The following is a 16,332-nucleotide window of genomic DNA, read 5'->3' as shown; positions in this document are numbered from 1 at the left end:
CAGCGCTACCCGACCGGTCGGGTGCGGCGCGCCTGCGCGGCGGCGTCAGCGGCTGCCGGGCGCATCCCGGCGCCTGCCAAGCCATCGGCCACCTCCGCCAGCGCGCGAGCATCCCCGGCTGCCAGTGCGCGGGCATGGGCGACGGTGAGCCGGCCGAGCACGCAGTCCACCTCAAAAGACAGCCGTTCGGCCCGATACACCGCGCGGGTGTCACCGAGCCGGGCCGCATCCTGTAGCGCGCGCAGCGCGATCGCCGTTTGCCCGGTGCGTTCGGCGGCCTGCACGGCTTTACGGGCAGCATCGATCGCGCCCGTCGTGTCGCCGCGCGCCGCTTTCGACCACGCCCCGGCCAGGGCCAGCTCGGGAGCGAACAGGGCCGATTTCAGGCCATGCCGGGATTCGGCACGGTGGAAAACCTTTGCTGCCTCAAATTGCTCACCCTGTTGTCCGAGCGCCTGCGCGAGCAGCATCAACGACAGTGGGCCCCACGAGTAGCCCGTCGGGGTCAACGCCTCGGCGGCCCGCCCCAGCAGCGCAACGGCGGCCTCGAAGTCGCCCTCGGCGATCGCCACATAGCCCACCAGCACCTCGCCGATCGCCCGGCCCGGCTGCTGCAGCTCAGCGAAATCGGTGTATCGCTGCGCCACCGCGCGCGCCTCGTTGAGGCGTCCCGCCATCACCAGCGCGGTAACCCGGCCGAAACCGCTGGTGAACCGCAACAACCCCGGGTGCGCAACCGTCAGCGCTTTGGCGGCGAGCGCCTCGACGTCACCGAGCCGGCCGGTGCGGGCCGAGCACAGCGCCGCCGTCGAGGCCGCCCACCCGATGGCCGTCTCGTCGGCGTGCGGCGTGGCCAGCACCTCGCGGGCCAAGTGAAGCGCGCGCAGCGGAGAGCCCGCGTTCATGGCGAAGGTCGCCGCCAGCGCGTCAAGCGTGACGCGCGCCGCCGGAGCCGAGATGCGGTTGCGGGTGGTCTGCAGGAATGCGGTGGCGCGCTCCGGCTCACCGAGCATCCAGAACTGGTTCGCCGCGCGGGGCAGCGCCCAGGCCATCAGCTCGGTCTCGGACAGCTGGTCGGGATTCACCGCCGCCAGTAGCGCGTCGGCTTCGCGGCCGCGGCCCTGCCAAGCCAGCGCGTGCGCCAACGGCAGTCGCGCCGCAAGCCCGCCCGAGCGCTCCAAGGCGGTGCGCGCCAGCCGCTCGGCCAGCATCAGATCACCCAGCCCCAGCGCCAAATTGGCCGCGGCCACCAGGTCCACGACCGCGCCCGGCTGGTCGCTGTCGGCGGCCAGGGCGGCCAGTCGCAGCCGATCACTGGCATGGGTGACCGGATGCTTGGTCAACTGCGCCACCAGCGACGTGCGCAACGCCCGCGCCTTGGCTCCCAGGGCAGCGCCGGCGTGTTGCCCATAGAGCGGATGGGCCGCATAGATCTGGTCCTCGCCGTCGGCGATGACCGCGCCCAGCGTTTCGGCCTGCGCAACGGCCTGGTGGCCGGCCAGCGCGGCCAGGTCGGCCCGCGTCAGTGGTTCCGCGAGGGCCAGGTAGCTCAGCACCGTGCGCACCGGGGTGGGCAGTCCGGCCACGTATGCGTCGATCAGGCCCGCTAACGGCAGGGGATGCTTGTCGCGGCACCGCCAGCCGCCGTCCACCCGTAGCAAGCCGCCGTCCTGGACAAGATGCCGCAGGTACAGTGGGTTACCCCGACTGCGCGCGACGACCTGCTCCAGGGCGTCCGCGTCGAGCGCCGCGCCTAACGCCGATTCCAGCACTATGGCCGTGCGCGCCCTATCCAGGGGCTGGGGGTCGACGTGATCGAGCAGCCCGTCGGAGGTCAGCGCGGCAATGGCGTGTGGCAGCGGCGTCTCGGCTCTGAGCGTGACCACTAGCCGGGCCGACGTGGCCAGCGCCAATTGGTACACCAAAGTGGCCGACAGGTGGTCCAGCTCGTGCGCGTCGTCGACCACCAGCACCAGATCGTCGTGCCGGCGGGTGAGGGTGTCGCGGGCCAGCCTGAGCAGCTCGGCCGGGCGCCCGACCTCGGGCGCGACGTCGATCAGCCGCCGGAAGGCGCCGAAGGGCACGCACCGCCCCGAGGCGGTACCCCTTACCCAGCGGACGACGCTCACCGGGTGCTCGCGGGCGAACCCCTCAGCGGCCAGGCCGGCCAGCAGGGTTTTCCCGATGCCGTCGGGCCCGGCCAGCATCACGCCCGATCGCTGCGGATGCCGCAAGGCGGTTTGCACGCGGTGCAGCTCGGTGTCCGTCAGCGCGGTTACCCACGGCACTGCCGGATTTTACGGCGCGCCGCGCGGTGGCGTGCCGATAGGGCGAAATGCGCACGCCGACAACCGGTGGTCTACCTTTCGGTGTGTGCCCAATTCACCCGGCGAGTGGGCCGTCTGCGTCTACTGCGCGTCCAGACCCACCCACCGCGAGCTGCTGGCGCTGGCCGCCCAACTCGGCGAGGCGATCGCCGAGCGGGGCTGGACCCTGGTCTGGGGCGGGGGCAACGTCTCCGCGATGGGGGCTCTGGCCACCGCGGCGCGGGCACGCAGGGGGCGCACCGTCGGCGTGATCCCCAAAAGGCTGGTCCACCGTGAGCTGGCCGACCACGACGCTGACGAGTTGATTGTCACCGAGACCATGCGGGAGCGTAAGCAGATCATGGAAGAGCGCGCCGACGCGTTTATCGCGTTGCCCGGCGGCCTGGGCACGCTGGAGGAGCTGTTCGAGGTGTGGACCGCGGGCTATCTCGGCTTGCATGACAAGCCCGTGGTGCTGCTCGACCCGGCCGGACACTACGACGGGCTGCGGGCCTGGCTTGTCGGGCTGGTTGACACCGGCTATGTCTCCCGGGCTGCCTTGGACCGGCTGGTGGTGGTCGACGAGGTGGGCGCCGCGCTAGCGGCCTGCATGCCCGGCTGAGGGCGTCGACCGGCCGGTTAGGCTGGCCACCGATGCTGATTCGCGACTCCAGGGACGGCTTGGCCGCCCACCGCGCCTGCGCCTTCAGGCGGGTCTCCCCGGCCGATGTGGTGACCGGGGTTGCGGGTGTGTTGGCCGACTGGCCGGTGATTGTGCGCGGGGCGGCGACGGGGCTACTGCCCCGGCGGAATTCGAAGACGTCGATTGCAACGGTGTTTCAGCGGCGGGCGGCTCGTTTCGGGGACCGGGTCTTTCTGCGGTTCGGTGACCGGCAGCTGAGCTACCTCGAGGCCAACGCCGCCGCCAACCGCTATGCCGCGGTGCTGGCCGGGCGCGGCGTCGGCCGAGGCGACGTCGTGGGGATCATGCTGCGCAACTCGCCCGACGTGGTGCTGCTGATGCTGGCCGTGGTCAAATGCGGTGCGATCGCCGGCATGATCAACTACCACCAGCGCGGCGAGGTGCTGGCGCACAGCCTGGGCCTGTTGGACGCCAAGGCCCTGGTCGTGGAGCCCGACCTGGTCAGCGCGGTCGGTGACTGCGGCGGGCCCGGTGCGAAGTTGCTGACGATGGAGCACCTGCAGCGGCTCGCCGCCACCGCGCCCACCGCCAACCCCCCGTCCGCGTCGGCAGTACGGGCCAAAGACCCCGCATTTTACATTTTCACCTCGGGCACTACCGGATTCCCCAAAGCCAGCGTGATGTCGCATCAGCGCTGGCTGCGCGCGCTGGCCGCGTTCGGCGGGCTGGGGCTGCGGCTGAAGGCCTCCGACACGCTGTATAGCTGCCTGCCGCTCTACCACAACAACGCGCTGACGGTCGCGCTGGCGTCGGTGATCCATTCCGGAGCGACGCTGGCGCTGGGCCGGTCGTTTTCCGCGTCGCGGTTCTGGGACGAGGTGATCGCCTGCGATGCGACGGCGTTCATCTATATCGGCGAGCTCTGCGGCTACCTGTTGAACCAGCCGCGCAAGCCGACCGATCGGGCGCATCGGGTGCGGCTGATCGCCGGCAACGGGCTGCGCCCGGAGATCTGGGACGAGTTCACGGCACGGTTCGGCATTAAGCGGGTGTGCGAGTTCTATGCCGCCAGCGAAGGCAACACCGCGTTCATCAACGTCTTCAACGTTCCCAAGACCACCGGAATCTCGCCCATGCCGGGTGCGTATGTGGACTACGATCCGGACACCGGCGAGCCGCTGCGCGACGAGACCGGCCGGGTGCGCCGGGTGCCGCGCGGACAGCCCGGCCTGCTGCTGAGCCCGGTCAACCGATTGCAGCCGTTCGACGGCTACACCGATCCGGAGGCAAGCGAAAAGAAGTTGGTGCGCAACGCTTTCCGCGACAGCGATTGCTGGTTCAACTCCGGCGACGTGATGTGCCCGCAGGGCATGGGTCACGCCGCGTTCGTGGACCGGCTCGGCGACACGTTCCGGTGGAAGGGCGAGAATGTCGCCACTACGCAGGTTGAAGCGGCGCTGGCGACCGACGAGGCGGTCGAGGAATGCGCGGTGTATGGCGTCGAGGTACCGCGCGCCGGTGGGCGCGCCGGGATGGCTGCGATCAAGCTGCGCGACGGCGCGGAGTTCGACGGCAAGGCGCTGGCCCGCAGGCTCTACGATCGGCTGCCGGACTATGCGGTGCCGCTGTTCGTGCGGGTGGTGGAGTCGATGGCTTACACGTCGACGTTCAAGGTTCGCAAGGTGGACCTGCGCGCACAGGCCTATGGCCCGGGCATACACGACCCGCTGTACGTGTTGGCCGGCCGGGACGAGGGCTATGTGCCGTTCTATGCCGAATACCCGCACGAGGTTTCGGCCGGTAAGCGACCCCGGGCGTGAGCCCGGGGGAGCGCGCCGGCCCAGAGACGGACGCCGGTAGGCGACCCCGGGCGTGAGCCCGGGGGAGCGCGCCGGCCCAGAGACGGACGCCGGTAGGCGACCCCGGGCGTGAGCCCGGGGGAGCGGTAAGCGACCGCTAGGCAACGCTGGTGGTGACTTGTGGCCGGTTCCCTGCTGCTCGTATTATGCATCGGCCGCATTCTGCTTCCGACGGCGAGGTGCTGGTGATGCCGACTGAGCGAGAGTTTCAGGTCGACCTGGAGGCCTTGGTGTGCTCGGCGGCGCACGTTACCGGCCAGGGTGAGGATCTGGCTATCGCGCATCTTGATTCGGATAACGAGTTAGAAGCCGCGCAATGGGGCTGGGTGGGCACATCTGCGGCGGCGCTGAACACCAGGATGGCGGCGTGGTTGGCGACGTCGCGCATGTTGCTGACCCGGGTCGGTGAGCACGCGCTGAATCTGCATAGCGACGCAATTGATTTCGCGGCGATGGAACGCGAGAACGCTGAGAGGTTGCGTGCGGTGGGCGGCGCCGGCGGCGAGGTAGATGGTGTGCTCGGGGATTGAGCCGTGACGTTGACGGTGGCCGATATTGATCGGTGGAGCGCCGAGGCGGTGCGTGCGGTATTCCGCGCCGCCACCGCGCGGGGGAACGCCACCTTGGAGGCGTCGCGCCAACTGGGGTCGTTGGCGGTGTTTGACACCTGGGAGGGCAAAACCGGCGAGGCCAGGAAGCGCCAAATGCGCTGATCCGCAACGATCTTGATGCTCATGGCAACGAGGCGCTGGCGGTGGGTCGGGCCGCCGACCAGGCCGCCGATGGCATCGAGAACGTGCAGGCTAAGCTGCGCCAATTGCGCGCCGATGCCGCCGAGTTGCACATGTGGATCGATCCGTTGGCCAACAAGGTCGTGGCGAGTTCGACGTTCAAAGGCCCGCCGATGGAGGCTTTGATCGCCGAAGAGCAGCTACAACCCCGGTTGGATGCCATCCTGGCGGAGGCCAACGCGGTCGATGCGGAGCTGGCCAGCGCCATCAATATGGCCGACGGCGACACGCCCATCCCAGCCGATGCGGGCTCGCCGATCGGCCCCCGGGGGCTGACCCCCACCCAGCGGGAAAGTGACGCCAACCAGGAACGGTTGCGCGAGGAACAGGCCAAACTTCAACGCCATATCGCCGAGTTGCAGGCGCGCTATGACCAGTTGGCGCGACACGGTGGTGACGGCGGTGAGCTTCAGGCACTCGGTGATCAGCTCAGCGCCGTGAAAAGCCGGATGGCCGAGTTCGACTCCATCGACAAGGCGCTTAGCCAGGCGCCGGAGACCTATCTGACCGAGCTGCAGATCCCCGACGACCCGACGCAGAAAGTCGGCACCGCGGTGGCGGTGGGCAATCCCGACACCGCCGCGAACGTGTCGGTGGCTGTCCCCGGTGTCGGCTCCACTACTAAAGACTCTTTGCCGGGCATGGTCAGCGAGGCCTACAGTCTTCAGCGGGAGGAAATGCGACAACTTAAGAATGCGGGCAAGCCGACGTCCGTTTCCACGATCGCGTGGATGAACTACAACCCGCCACCCAACCCGTTGAACACCGGTAGCCCGCAGGATCTGTTGAAGACTATGACCGACGGCCAGGCCAAAGCCGGTGCAGCGGAACTCTCGAAGTATTTGGAACATGTCCGAAACCACAACCCCACCGGCCACCTGACGGTGCTGGGGCACTCCTATGGGTCCTTGACGGCGTCGCTGGCGTTGCAGGAACTTAACGCCGAAGGCGCCCACCCGGTCAACGATGCGGTGTTCTACGGTTCGCCTGGCCTGGAACTGTACAGCCCGGCCCAGCTGGGGCTTGATCACGGACGCGCTTATGTTATGCAGGCGCCGCATGACCTCATTACGAACCTGGTTGCGCCGTTGGCGCCTGCGCATGGCTGGGGTGTGGATCCCTACGTTCCAGGGTCGGGGATGACCGAACTGTCGTCGCAGGCGGGTTTCGATCCCGGCGGCATTTGGCGCGATGGGGTATACGGCCACGCTGACTATCCCCGCACGTTTCAAGACCCTATGGGCCACCAGCAGTTGCGGATGTCTGGATACAACTTTGCTGCGATCGCTGCCGGACTGCCGGATAACAAAGTGACGGCGCCGCTGCTTCCTCCCATTCTGGGTGGCGGTATGCCGGGGGCACCGCGGCGTGGTCATTGATGCGGTGGTCGATGGTGTGGCTATTGGTGCTCCTCCTCTGGGGTATGGCGCTGGGTTGCGGCCATCGCGACGGCGGAAAGGAGGGACCGTTGAGCCCGGAAAAGGTCGCTGCGCTGGAGGATGGCTTGCGCTCCAAGCCGCCTCTGGAGGCCGCGAAGGAGCAGTACCGGGCCGCGGTGTCGCAGATGGCCGATGCCATCGCGGCGCTGGTACCGGGGCTGACATGGTCGATGGACATGGATACCTGGGCTGGCTGTGGCGGCGATTACGTATGGACCCGCGCCAAGGCCGCGTATTTTATGGTCGGGTTCAGCGGGCCGATCCCGGATGACAAATGGCCCCAAGCGGTGCAGATTGTCAAGGATGGTGCAAAACAATTCGGTGCCACCGATTACGGTGTCATAAAGGACAAACCGGGCGATCACGACGTGTACCTCTCCGGTTCTGGCGGCGTAGAATTCAAGCTCGGAACCCAGAAAGCGTCGTCGCTCACGGCCCAATCGGACTGCCGCATCAGTGAAACCGACACGTCAAGCCCTTCGCCGACCCCACATCCGTAACGCCGACTGGGCCAGGCTAAGCGGGTGAATCGCGCGAAAGTTCTTCACCGCTAACACCGGCGCACATTGACCGGTACGGCCACGTGTGTCGGACCATGAGCCGGCGATCGGGTGTTCCTGGTTACTTGGACTACTCACGTGCGATCGTCGGCCAGGCGGCGAACGGGTGCTGAGAATGGAGGCTACAACCTGTCGAACGTTAGCGGCAATGAATCGCCTTGGCGCCGAGGGTAACCCGACATATCGACAAAATAGCCAGGGCCGCGGGCAGAGCGCGCGCCAACCCAGCGTCAGCAGAGCGCGCCAGCGCAGCGCTCGTCAGTAGGGCACGCCGATTTTGCGCCAGCGGCGCCCTGCGGTGCCGGGCTCCTGTGGTTGGGTGGCCACTCGGCTGCGGATGACGATGTAGGGCCGCCACAAGTACCACAGCGGATAGCTCCACGCGTGCACCAACCGGCTGAACGGCCACACCATGAAGATCGCCCAGGCGGCCGCGGCGTGCACCTGATACATGATGGGCGCGTTCTCGATTGCCGCCACGTTCGGGCGTGCGGTGAACAGGCTGCGAAACCACACCGAGACGGTGTTGCGGTATTCGTAGCCTCCGCCGAGTTCCTCCTTGCCGATTGTCAGGTAGATGCCGAGGATGACGATGATGCCGAGCAGGATCAGCGCCAAGTAGTCCACGGCGCTGGTGGTGGCGCGCACCCGCGGGATCGCGACGCGCCGAAACGTCAGGATCGCGGCGCCGATGAGGATGCCGATGGCGGCGATCGACCCGGCGATACCGGAGAACATCTGGTAGGCCTTCTCCGGGATGCCCAGCCAGTCGGTGAATGACTTGGGAACCAGGATGCCCAGCACGTGCCCGGCGATCGCGGCGAACGTGGCGTAGTGAAACAGCGGCGAGCCCCATTTGAGCAGCCGCCGCTCCTGCAACTGGGTGGAGCGGCTGGTCCAGCCGAACTGGTCGTAGCGCCATCGCCAGATGTGGCCCACCACGAAAACCGCGAGGGCGATATAGGGCAGGATCACCCACCACAGCATGGACCACGCGCTCACGACCGTCCTCCATCGTGTGGGGCCCCGTAGCCGGTCAGGTATTCCGGCGGGGCGAACGGCTCCAGCCCGACCTTTTCGCTGGGCGGGCCGGACTGCCACGCCGCACGAACCTGGCTCAGCTCGAATTTGCCCAGCGGCGGCAGGCCGGCAGCGACCGCGGTGACCACGTCGGCGTACGGCGACTCGACGGCCACCAGGGCGCGGCGCAGCAGCTCCAGGTCGGTGCGGTGACCGTAGAGCAGCCGTTCGCCGCGTGGGCAGAGCGCGGCGAAGTCCAGCACCATCGGCAGGTAGTCGGGCAGCTCGTCGTCGGACGGGACGAAGCCCGCATCGCGGTACGCGGTCTTGATGACCACCATCGCCATACCCCGTTTGCGGGTGTCGCCGTAGCGGTGGTACGTCAGGTAGAGCGAGCAGCGGCGGCGCAGATCGAAAGTCTGCACGTAGTGCCGCGCCACCTCGTTGGGAGGTGTGGCGCGCAGCCAGCCCAGGAACCGGCCGAACGCCTCGCGGGCGGGCTTGGGGCCGGTGGTGGCCGCGAACGCGTCGAGCTCGTCGAGCCCGTCGAAGAGCGCCGTCGTCGGGTACTGCAGTAGCACCGACGCCAGCTTGACCGTCTGGGTGTTCATGCGCCACCCGGAAACATCCCCGGCACGCGGTCGCGTCCGTTCCAGTTCAGCAGATTGAAACGCCTTGGCCCGCGGGCTGTTTGAGCCCCAGGACGGTAAGAGCCGATGCCGTGCGGCCCCGGTGGCCCGTAGCCGCCCATACCGGGGCCACCGTCGGTGTCCAGGCTGCAGAACAGCTGCTCATGCTGACCCATCAGCCGTCCCGCCTCCTCGGCGTGGGCCGGCGGAATGACGTAGCGGTCTTCGTATTTCGCGATGGCCAGCAGCCGATAGAGGTCATCGAGATCATCGGCGCTGGCGCCCACCGAGGCGGGCAGGTTCTCGTCGACCTGCAGCCCCAGCTGCCCGGCACGCTGGATGGCCCGCACCGCGGCGAGCTTGCGCAACACCGCGCGCACCACCTCGGCGTCACCGGCGGTGAACAGGTTGGCCAGATACTCCATCGGGATGCGCAGCGCGTCGATGGTGGCGAACACGTTGTCCGGGTTGTTCTCGTCGTAGCCCGCCGCGTTGACCACATCGGCCACCGGCGACAGCGGCGGGATGTACCACACCATCGGCAGCGTGCGGTACTCCGGGTGCAGCGGCAGGGCGACCTTGTGCCGCACGGCCAACTCGTAGACCGGTGAGCGCTGCGCCGCCTGGATCCAGTCGTGCGGGATTCCCGCCGCGGCCGCCGCGGCCTGCACGTCCGGGTCGTGCGGATCGAGAAACACTCCTAGCTGCGCTTGGTAGAGGTCCTGGACGTCGGGAGTCGCCGCGGCGGCCAGCACCCGGTCGGCGTCGTAGAGCACCAAGCCCAGATACCGCAGCCGGCCTACGCAGGTCTCCGAGCAGATCGTCGGTAACCCCTGCTCCACCCTCGGATAGCAAAACGTGCACTTTTCCGCTTTGCCGGTGCGGTGGTTGAAGTACACCTTCTTATACGGGCACCCGGACACACAGAACCGCCAGCCCCGGCAACGGTCCTGGTCCACCAGCACGATGCCGTCCTCGGCGCGCTTGTACATCGCCCCCGACGGGCAGGAGGCCACGCAAGAGGGGTTGAGGCAGTGCTCGCAGATGCGCGGCAGGTAGAACATGAACACCTGCTCGAACTCCATCTTCACCCGGTCTTGCAGCCCCGCCAGGTCCGGATCGTCGACCGCCAGCTCCGGCGCGCCGGCCAGATCGTCGTCGAAGTTGCTGCCCCAGGTGACCGTCATGTCCCGTCCGGTCAGCGCGGAGATCGAATGCGCGCTGGGGTTGGGCGTGCCCAGCGGGGCGTCGATCACGGTCTGGTAGTCGTAGGTGAACGGCTCGCCGTAGTCGTCGATGCTGGGCAGGTCCGGGTTGTAGAAGATCGACAGCAGCCTGCGCAGCCGCCCACCCGCCTTGAGCTGAAGCCGGCCCTTGCGGTCCAGCGTCCAGCCCCCCTTCCATTGCTGCTGGTCTTCGTAGCGCTTGGGGTAGCCGATGCCCGGCTTGGTTTCGACGTTGTTGAAGTAGACGTACTCGGTTCCCGGGCGGTTGGTCCACACCTGCTTGCAGGTCACCGTGCAGGTGTGGCAGCCGATGCACTTGTCGAGGTTCATCACCATCGCCACGTGGGCCATCACCCTCATCGGTAGGCCACCTTTTGCGAGCGGCGGCGGATGACGGTGATCTCGTCGCGCTGGTTGCCGGTGGTGCCGTAGTAGTTGAACCCGAACGACAGCTGGGCGTAGCCGCCGATCATGTGCGTCGGCTTGATCACCAGCCGGGTCAGGGAGTTGTCGCCGCCGCCGTGCCAGCCGGACACCTCTGATTTCGGTGTCATCAAGTGCCGGTCCATGGCGTGGTACATGAACACCGTGCCCTTGGGCATCCGGTGGGTGACGACGGCCCGGGCGACCACCACCCCGTTGCGGTTGTAGGCCTCGATCCAGTCGTTGTCGGCCACCCCGATGACGGCGGCATCGGCCGGGCTCATCCAGATCACCGGCCCGCCGCGGAACAGCCGCAGCATGTGCAGGTTGTCCTGGTATTCCGAGTGGATCGACCACTTCGAGTGCGGCGTGAGGTAGCGAACGGTGATCTCGGGCCGGCCGTCTTCGGACAGTCCCTGCTCGCCGAAGTGCCGGGGATAGTTCAGCGGTGGGCGGTACACCGGCAGCCACTCGCCGTATTCGGCGATCCAGTCGTGGTCGAGGAAGAAGTGCATGCGTCCGGTCAGCGTGTGCCAGGGCTTCTTGCGCTCGACGTTGATCACAAACGGCGAATAGCGCCGCCCGCCGGTCTCGCTGCCGGACCACTCCGGGGAGGTGATCACCGCCCGGGGCTGGATCTGGGTGTCTTCGAAGGTGATCTGCTCACCGGCGCGCTCCTCGGCCAGGTCTGCCAGGCGCATCCCGGTGCGCTCCTCCATCGCCTGCCACCCCTGCATGGCGACCGCGCCGTTGGTGGTGCCTGAGAGCGCGAGGATCGCCTCGGCCATATGCACGTCGCGCGCCAGGGACGGCCGGCCGTGAGCGACCCCGCCGCGGACGGTGCCGTTTCGGCGGGCCAGATAGTCCACCGCCGCGGCGGGTTTCCAGGTGATGCCTTTGCACGGGGTGCCCGCCACCTCGATCGCCGGGCCGAGCGCGGCCATCTTGTCGGCGACCGCGGTGTAGTCGCGCTCGATCGTCACCAGGTGCGGCATGGTCTGGCCGGGCACTGGGTCGCATTCGCCGCGGCGCCAGTCCCGCACCGCGCCCCCGGGCTGGGCGAGCTCGTCGGCCGTGTCGTGCAGCAGCGGCGCGGCGATCACATCGGTGCGGGTGCCCAGGTGCTTGGCCGCGAGCCGGGAGAAGTCGCGGGCGATGGTGGCGAACGCGTCGAAGTCGGTGCGCGCCTCCCACGGCGGCGCGATGGCCGGGTTGAACGAGTTGACGAACGGATGCATGTCCGTGGTCGAGATGTCGTACTTCTCGTACCAGGTGGCCGCCGGCAGCACGATATCGGAGTAGCTACAGGTGCTGGTCATCCGGAAATCGATGGTGACGGCCAGATCGAGCTTGCCGCACGGCGCCTCCTCGCGCCAGCGCACCTCGACCGGCCGCAGCCGCTCGGGTGTCTCTTCGGCGCGCACCGCGTGGTGGGTGCCCAGCAGGTGGCGCATGAAGTACTCCATGCCCTTGCCCGACGACCCCAACAGGTTCGCCCGCCACACCGTCAGCACACGCGGGAAGTTCACCGGGTCATCCGGGTCCTCGCCGGCGAAACGCAGCCGGCCCGTTCGCAGTTCGTCGACTACGTAGTCGGCGACGCGCTTGCCGGCCCGGGCGGCCTCATCCGCCAGGTCCAAGGGATTGCGGTCGAAGGTCGGAAACGACGGCGTCCACCCCAGCCGGGACGCCTGGGCCAGCGCGTCGGCCATCGCACGGCCACGGAACAGGCCCCGGCCCAGCGGGCTGGCCAGTTCGTCGGCGCCGAACTGCTCGTAGCGCCACTGGTCGGTGTGCAGGTAGAAAAACGAGGTGCCGGTCATGTGCCGGGTGGGCCGCTGCCAGTCCAGCGCGAAGGCAATCTGCTGCCAGCCGGTGAGCGGGCGGACCTTTTCCTGGCCGACGTAGTGCGCCCAGCCGCCGCCGTTGACCCCCTGGCAGCCGCACAGCATGGTCAGCGTGAAGAAGGTGCGATAGATCTGGTCGGAGTGAAACCAATGGTTGGTGCCCGCACCCATCGCGATCATCGATCGGCCGCCGGAAAGCTCTGCGCTGCGGGCGAATTCGCGGGCCACCCGGGCGGCGGCGCGGGCCGGCACCGAGGTGATCGCCTCCTGCCACGCCGGCGTGTAGGGCTGGGTGGCGTCGTCGTAGCCGGTGGGCCACTCGCCCGGCAACCCCTCCCGGCGTACCGCGTAATGGGCCATCAGCAGATCGAACACCGTCGTCACCAGCCGGTTGCCCAGGCGCAGCACCGGAACACCGCGGCGGACGACGCTGCCGCCCTCGGTGTCGCCGATGTCGAAGCGAGGCAGGTCGACGGCCACCGCGTCGGCGGTGCGACCGTGCAGCGTCAGCACCGGGTCGATGTCGCCGAGCTCGAGGTTCCAGTTGCCCTTGCCCGCGTCGCCGTAATGGTCGGCCAGGGTGCCGTTGGGGATGACCGGGTGCCCGGTCACCGCGTCCAGCAGCACCGTCTGGTGCGGGGCCCGTTCGTCGTGGTGGCCCAGGTGGGCGGCGGTAAGGAACCGGTCCGGAACGTACACGTTTTCGGCGGCAGCGCCGCGTGGGCGCAGGGTGACCAAAAACGGCAGATCCGTGTAGGTCTTGACGTACTGCTGGAAGTAGGGCACCTGGCGGTCCCGGAAGAACTCGGAGAGGATCACGTGCCCCATCGCCATCGCCAGTGCGCCGTCGGTGCCGGGCGCGCAGGCCAGCCAGTCGTCGGCGAACTTGGTGTGATCGGAGTAGTCGGGGCTCACGACGACAACCTTCTGCCCGCGGTAGCGGGCCTCCACCATGAAATGCGCGTCCGGGGTGCGGGTGATGGGCAGATTGGTTCCCCAGATGATCAGGTAGGCGGCGTTCCACCAGTCGCCGGACTCGGGCACGTCGGTCTGGTCGCCATACACCTGCGGGGACGCCAGCGGCATGTCGGCGTACCAGTCATAGAAGGACAGGATCGTGCCGCCGATCATCGACAAAAACCGGGTTCCCGCCGCATAGGACACCTGTGACATCGCGGGGATCGGCGAGAAACCCACCACCCGGTCCGGCCCGTAGGTCTTGATGGTGTGCACCTGCGCGGCCGCGATCAGCTCACTGGCCTCGTCCCAGGTCGAGCGCAGGAATCCGCCCTTGCCGCGGGCCTGCTTGTAGCGCGCCGCGCGCTCGGGGTCGCCGGTGATCTCCGCCCACGCCTGCACCGGGTCGCCCAGGCGGGCGCGCGCTTCGCGCCACAGCTCCAGCAGCGGCTGGCGGATATAGGGGTAGCGCACCCGGGCCGGCGAGTAGGTGTACCAGGAAAACGACGCGCCCCGCGGGCAGCCGCGAGGCTCGTATTCGGGGCTGTCCGGGCCCACCGAGGGGTAATCGGTCGCCTGGGTCTCCCAGGCGATGATGCCCTCCTTGACGTAGACCTTCCACGAGCACGAGCCGGTGCAGTTCACCCCGTGGGTTGAGCGGACCTCCTTGCCGTGCCGCCAGCGCTGCCGGTAGAACTCTTCTGCCCCGCGCCCCCCACGGCGGTGCACCTCACGATGGTCGGGGGTGGGTGTTCCGGGGGTGAAGAACTGCGCCTTGCGCAACAGCGACTCGACGGGCTCCCCGCCGGGCAACAGCGGCGCCAGGTAGGCCCGCGGGGCCGACGGCGCGTGACCGGCGGTAGTGGAATCTTCGGGCCGCTGCTCAGACGACGGTCGTGTCCCGGGTGGTGCGATGTCAACCACTTCGATGCCCCGTCAGGCGTGGCCTCCTCTGGCTGGAGGGGCCATCCGGCCCGGTCGGATCGGGCACTGGGCCTGCGCGCGTCCGGGCCGGCGGCCGATGCTCCGATGTCGCATTCGCCTCGCTATCCGTCATACCACCCGCGCGGGGTTTTGCTGGCATCGTTTTTACAAGAACAGCTCAGGAAAATACCCGCACGGCGCCCGGACGTCGAGCCCGCCTGCCGCCAGCAACGAGCGGGTGTCCGGTCGGCGGGCTTGCGCGCCGCGCAATCCGCGCTGATCTGGCCGAGATCCTCAGCCCGGGGGCGCTCGTCGACGGCTTAGCCAGCGTGCCCGACCCGCAGCAGCTCGTCGAGGGTCGCCAATTTGACGCGAGGCCGCCCGTGCGGCTGCCCGGCCGCGCGCTCAAAGCGGTCGATGGCCAGCCAGTGCGCCCCGGTGATGAGCTTCGGCTGGCGCGAGGCCAGCCAGTTGGCGAGCTCGTCGGCGTGGCTCTGGGGGAAATCCGCGACATCCGCCCGCTCGGACTCACGGGCATCCGCCAGATCGGCGAGCAGCGTGTCCACGGTGTCTTGGGAGTCTTTCTTGTTGGTGCCGATGACGCCGGTCGGGCCGCGCTTTATCCACCCGACGACGTACTCGTTGCGGCTGCCCACGACCCGGCCGTCGGTGTTGGGGATGGTCGCGGTCTTGTCGTCGAACGGCAGCCCCGGTAGGGGTACGCCGCGGTAGCCGACCGAGCGCACCACCAACTGCACGGGCAGCTCCTCTCGGGCACCGGTGTCCTTGGCCACCACCCGCCCGCTGTCGTCGGTAACCAACTCGTTGCGGCCCAGCACAATTCGCTCTACCTTGCCATTGCCTTCGATGGCAATAGGGGAGGTCAAGAACCGGAACACGATGCGGCGATGCCCCGGGCGGGGCTGTTGGGCCGCGTAGTCGCGGAACACCTTGATGTTCTGTTTGGCGGTTTTGCCCACCGCGGCCGCGTCCTCGTCGCTGATGCCCTCCAGCTGGGCGGGATCGACAATCACGTCGACGCCCTCCAGGTCGGCCAGCTCGCGCAGCTCCAGCGTCGTGAACGCGGTCTGCAGCGGTCCGCGCCGGCCGATGATCAGCACTTCCTGGATGCCGCGCGGGCGCAGCGACTCCAACGCGTGATCGGCGATATCGGTAAGCGCGAGCACATCGGGATCGGTGACCAGGATGCGCGCCACATCAAGGGCGACGTTGCCGTTGCCGACGACGACGGCCCGGCCGCCGGACAGGTCCGGCGAGATCTGGCCGAAGTGGGGGTGCGCGTTGTACCAGCCCACGAAATCCACCGCGGCGATACTTCCCGGCAGGTCCTCGCCGGGAATGTTCAGCGCACGGTCCGTTTGCGCCCCGACGGCGTAGATCACCGCGTGGTAGCGCTCGGCGAGTTCGGCAGGCTGGACGTGTTCACCCACCACGATGTTGCCGAAGAAGCGGAATCGGGGATCTTCGGCGGTCTTTTCGAATTGCTTGCTGATCGACTTGATCTTGGGGTGATCGGGCGCCACCCCGGAACGCACCAGCCCCCACGGAGTGGGCAGCATCTCCAGCATGTCGACGGCGACGTCGAATTGGCCGGAGGCATCCGCGGCCCTCAGCAGTGACGCGGCGGCAAAGAATCCCGCCGGACCCGAGCCGACGATCGCGATGTAGTAACGACGCATATGCGAGC

At 68.2% G+C, this 16,332-nt stretch carries 10 protein-coding genes and 1 pseudogene; 5 read left to right on the top strand and 6 right to left on the bottom strand.

Going from position 1 to position 16,332, the window contains the following annotated elements:
- Positions 1 to 5: 5 nt before the first annotated feature.
- Positions 6 to 2,207, bottom strand: coding sequence for an AAA family ATPase (locus MSM1_RS01320; RefSeq protein ID WP_213441258.1), 2,202 nt, complete (start codon positions 2,205 to 2,207; stop codon positions 6 to 8).
- A gap of 166 nt (positions 2,208 to 2,373) precedes the next feature.
- Between MSM1_RS01320 and MSM1_RS01315 the strand changes: the two genes are divergently transcribed.
- From MSM1_RS01315 to MSM1_RS01295, 5 genes and pseudogenes are all read left to right on the top strand, one after another.
- A complete protein-coding gene (locus MSM1_RS01315; RefSeq protein WP_213439839.1) occupies positions 2,374 to 2,928 on the top strand; it encodes a TIGR00730 family Rossman fold protein in 555 nt (184 codons plus the stop codon).
- 32 nt (positions 2,929 to 2,960) lie between these two features.
- Positions 2,961 to 4,769 carry a long-chain-acyl-CoA synthetase FadD6 gene (fadD6, locus tag MSM1_RS01310; RefSeq protein ID WP_213439838.1) on the top strand — a complete coding sequence of 603 codons (1,809 nt, stop codon included), beginning with the start codon at positions 2,961 to 2,963 and terminating at the stop codon, positions 4,767 to 4,769.
- Positions 4,770 to 4,996: 227 nt separating this feature from the next.
- Complete coding sequence (locus MSM1_RS01305; protein ID WP_213439837.1) at positions 4,997 to 5,338, top strand: hypothetical protein; 342 nt, start codon at positions 4,997 to 4,999, stop codon at positions 5,336 to 5,338.
- 3 nt (positions 5,339 to 5,341) lie between these two features.
- Positions 5,342 to 6,978: pseudogene (locus MSM1_RS22640) on the top strand (alpha/beta hydrolase).
- Entirely contained in the window at positions 6,978 to 7,538 is a 561-nt protein-coding gene (locus MSM1_RS01295; RefSeq protein ID WP_213439836.1) for an LppA family lipoprotein, read from the top strand. The pseudogene MSM1_RS22640 and the gene MSM1_RS01295 overlap by 1 nt, the downstream one beginning before the upstream one ends.
- A 318-nt stretch (positions 7,539 to 7,856) precedes the next feature.
- Here the strand turns inward: MSM1_RS01295 and narI are convergent, their stop codons facing one another.
- The 5 genes from narI to MSM1_RS01270 form a co-directional block, all read right to left on the bottom strand.
- Positions 7,857 to 8,600: a respiratory nitrate reductase subunit gamma gene (gene narI, locus MSM1_RS01290; RefSeq protein WP_307857250.1), complete on the bottom strand. Its 744-nt coding sequence runs from the start codon at positions 8,598 to 8,600 to the stop codon at positions 7,857 to 7,859.
- Complete coding sequence (gene narJ / locus MSM1_RS01285; protein ID WP_213439835.1) at positions 8,597 to 9,229, bottom strand: nitrate reductase molybdenum cofactor assembly chaperone; 633 nt, start codon at positions 9,227 to 9,229, stop codon at positions 8,597 to 8,599. The genes narI and narJ overlap by 4 nt, the downstream gene beginning before the upstream one ends.
- Positions 9,226 to 10,833 (bottom strand): nitrate reductase subunit beta, encoded by a 1,608-nt coding sequence (narH, locus tag MSM1_RS01280; RefSeq protein ID WP_213439834.1) that lies wholly within the window; start codon positions 10,831 to 10,833, stop codon positions 9,226 to 9,228. Before narH ends, narJ begins: the two co-directional genes overlap by 4 nt.
- A complete protein-coding gene (locus MSM1_RS01275) occupies positions 10,830 to 14,525 on the bottom strand; it encodes a nitrate reductase subunit alpha (RefSeq protein ID WP_236054966.1) in 3,696 nt (1,231 codons plus the stop codon). The genes narH and MSM1_RS01275 overlap by 4 nt, the downstream gene beginning before the upstream one ends.
- Before the next feature lie 419 nt (positions 14,526 to 14,944).
- Positions 14,945 to 16,324 (bottom strand): FAD-dependent oxidoreductase, encoded by a 1,380-nt coding sequence (locus MSM1_RS01270; protein WP_213439833.1) that lies wholly within the window; start codon positions 16,322 to 16,324, stop codon positions 14,945 to 14,947.
- Positions 16,325 to 16,332: the final 8 nt, after the last annotated feature.

This window comes from Mycobacterium sp. SM1 (assembly GCF_018361265.1).
Lineage (GTDB): Bacteria > Actinomycetota > Actinomycetes > Mycobacteriales > Mycobacteriaceae > Mycobacterium.
The sequence above is the reverse complement of the archived record's forward strand: the minus strand, read 5'-3'. Positions and strand labels throughout refer to the sequence as shown.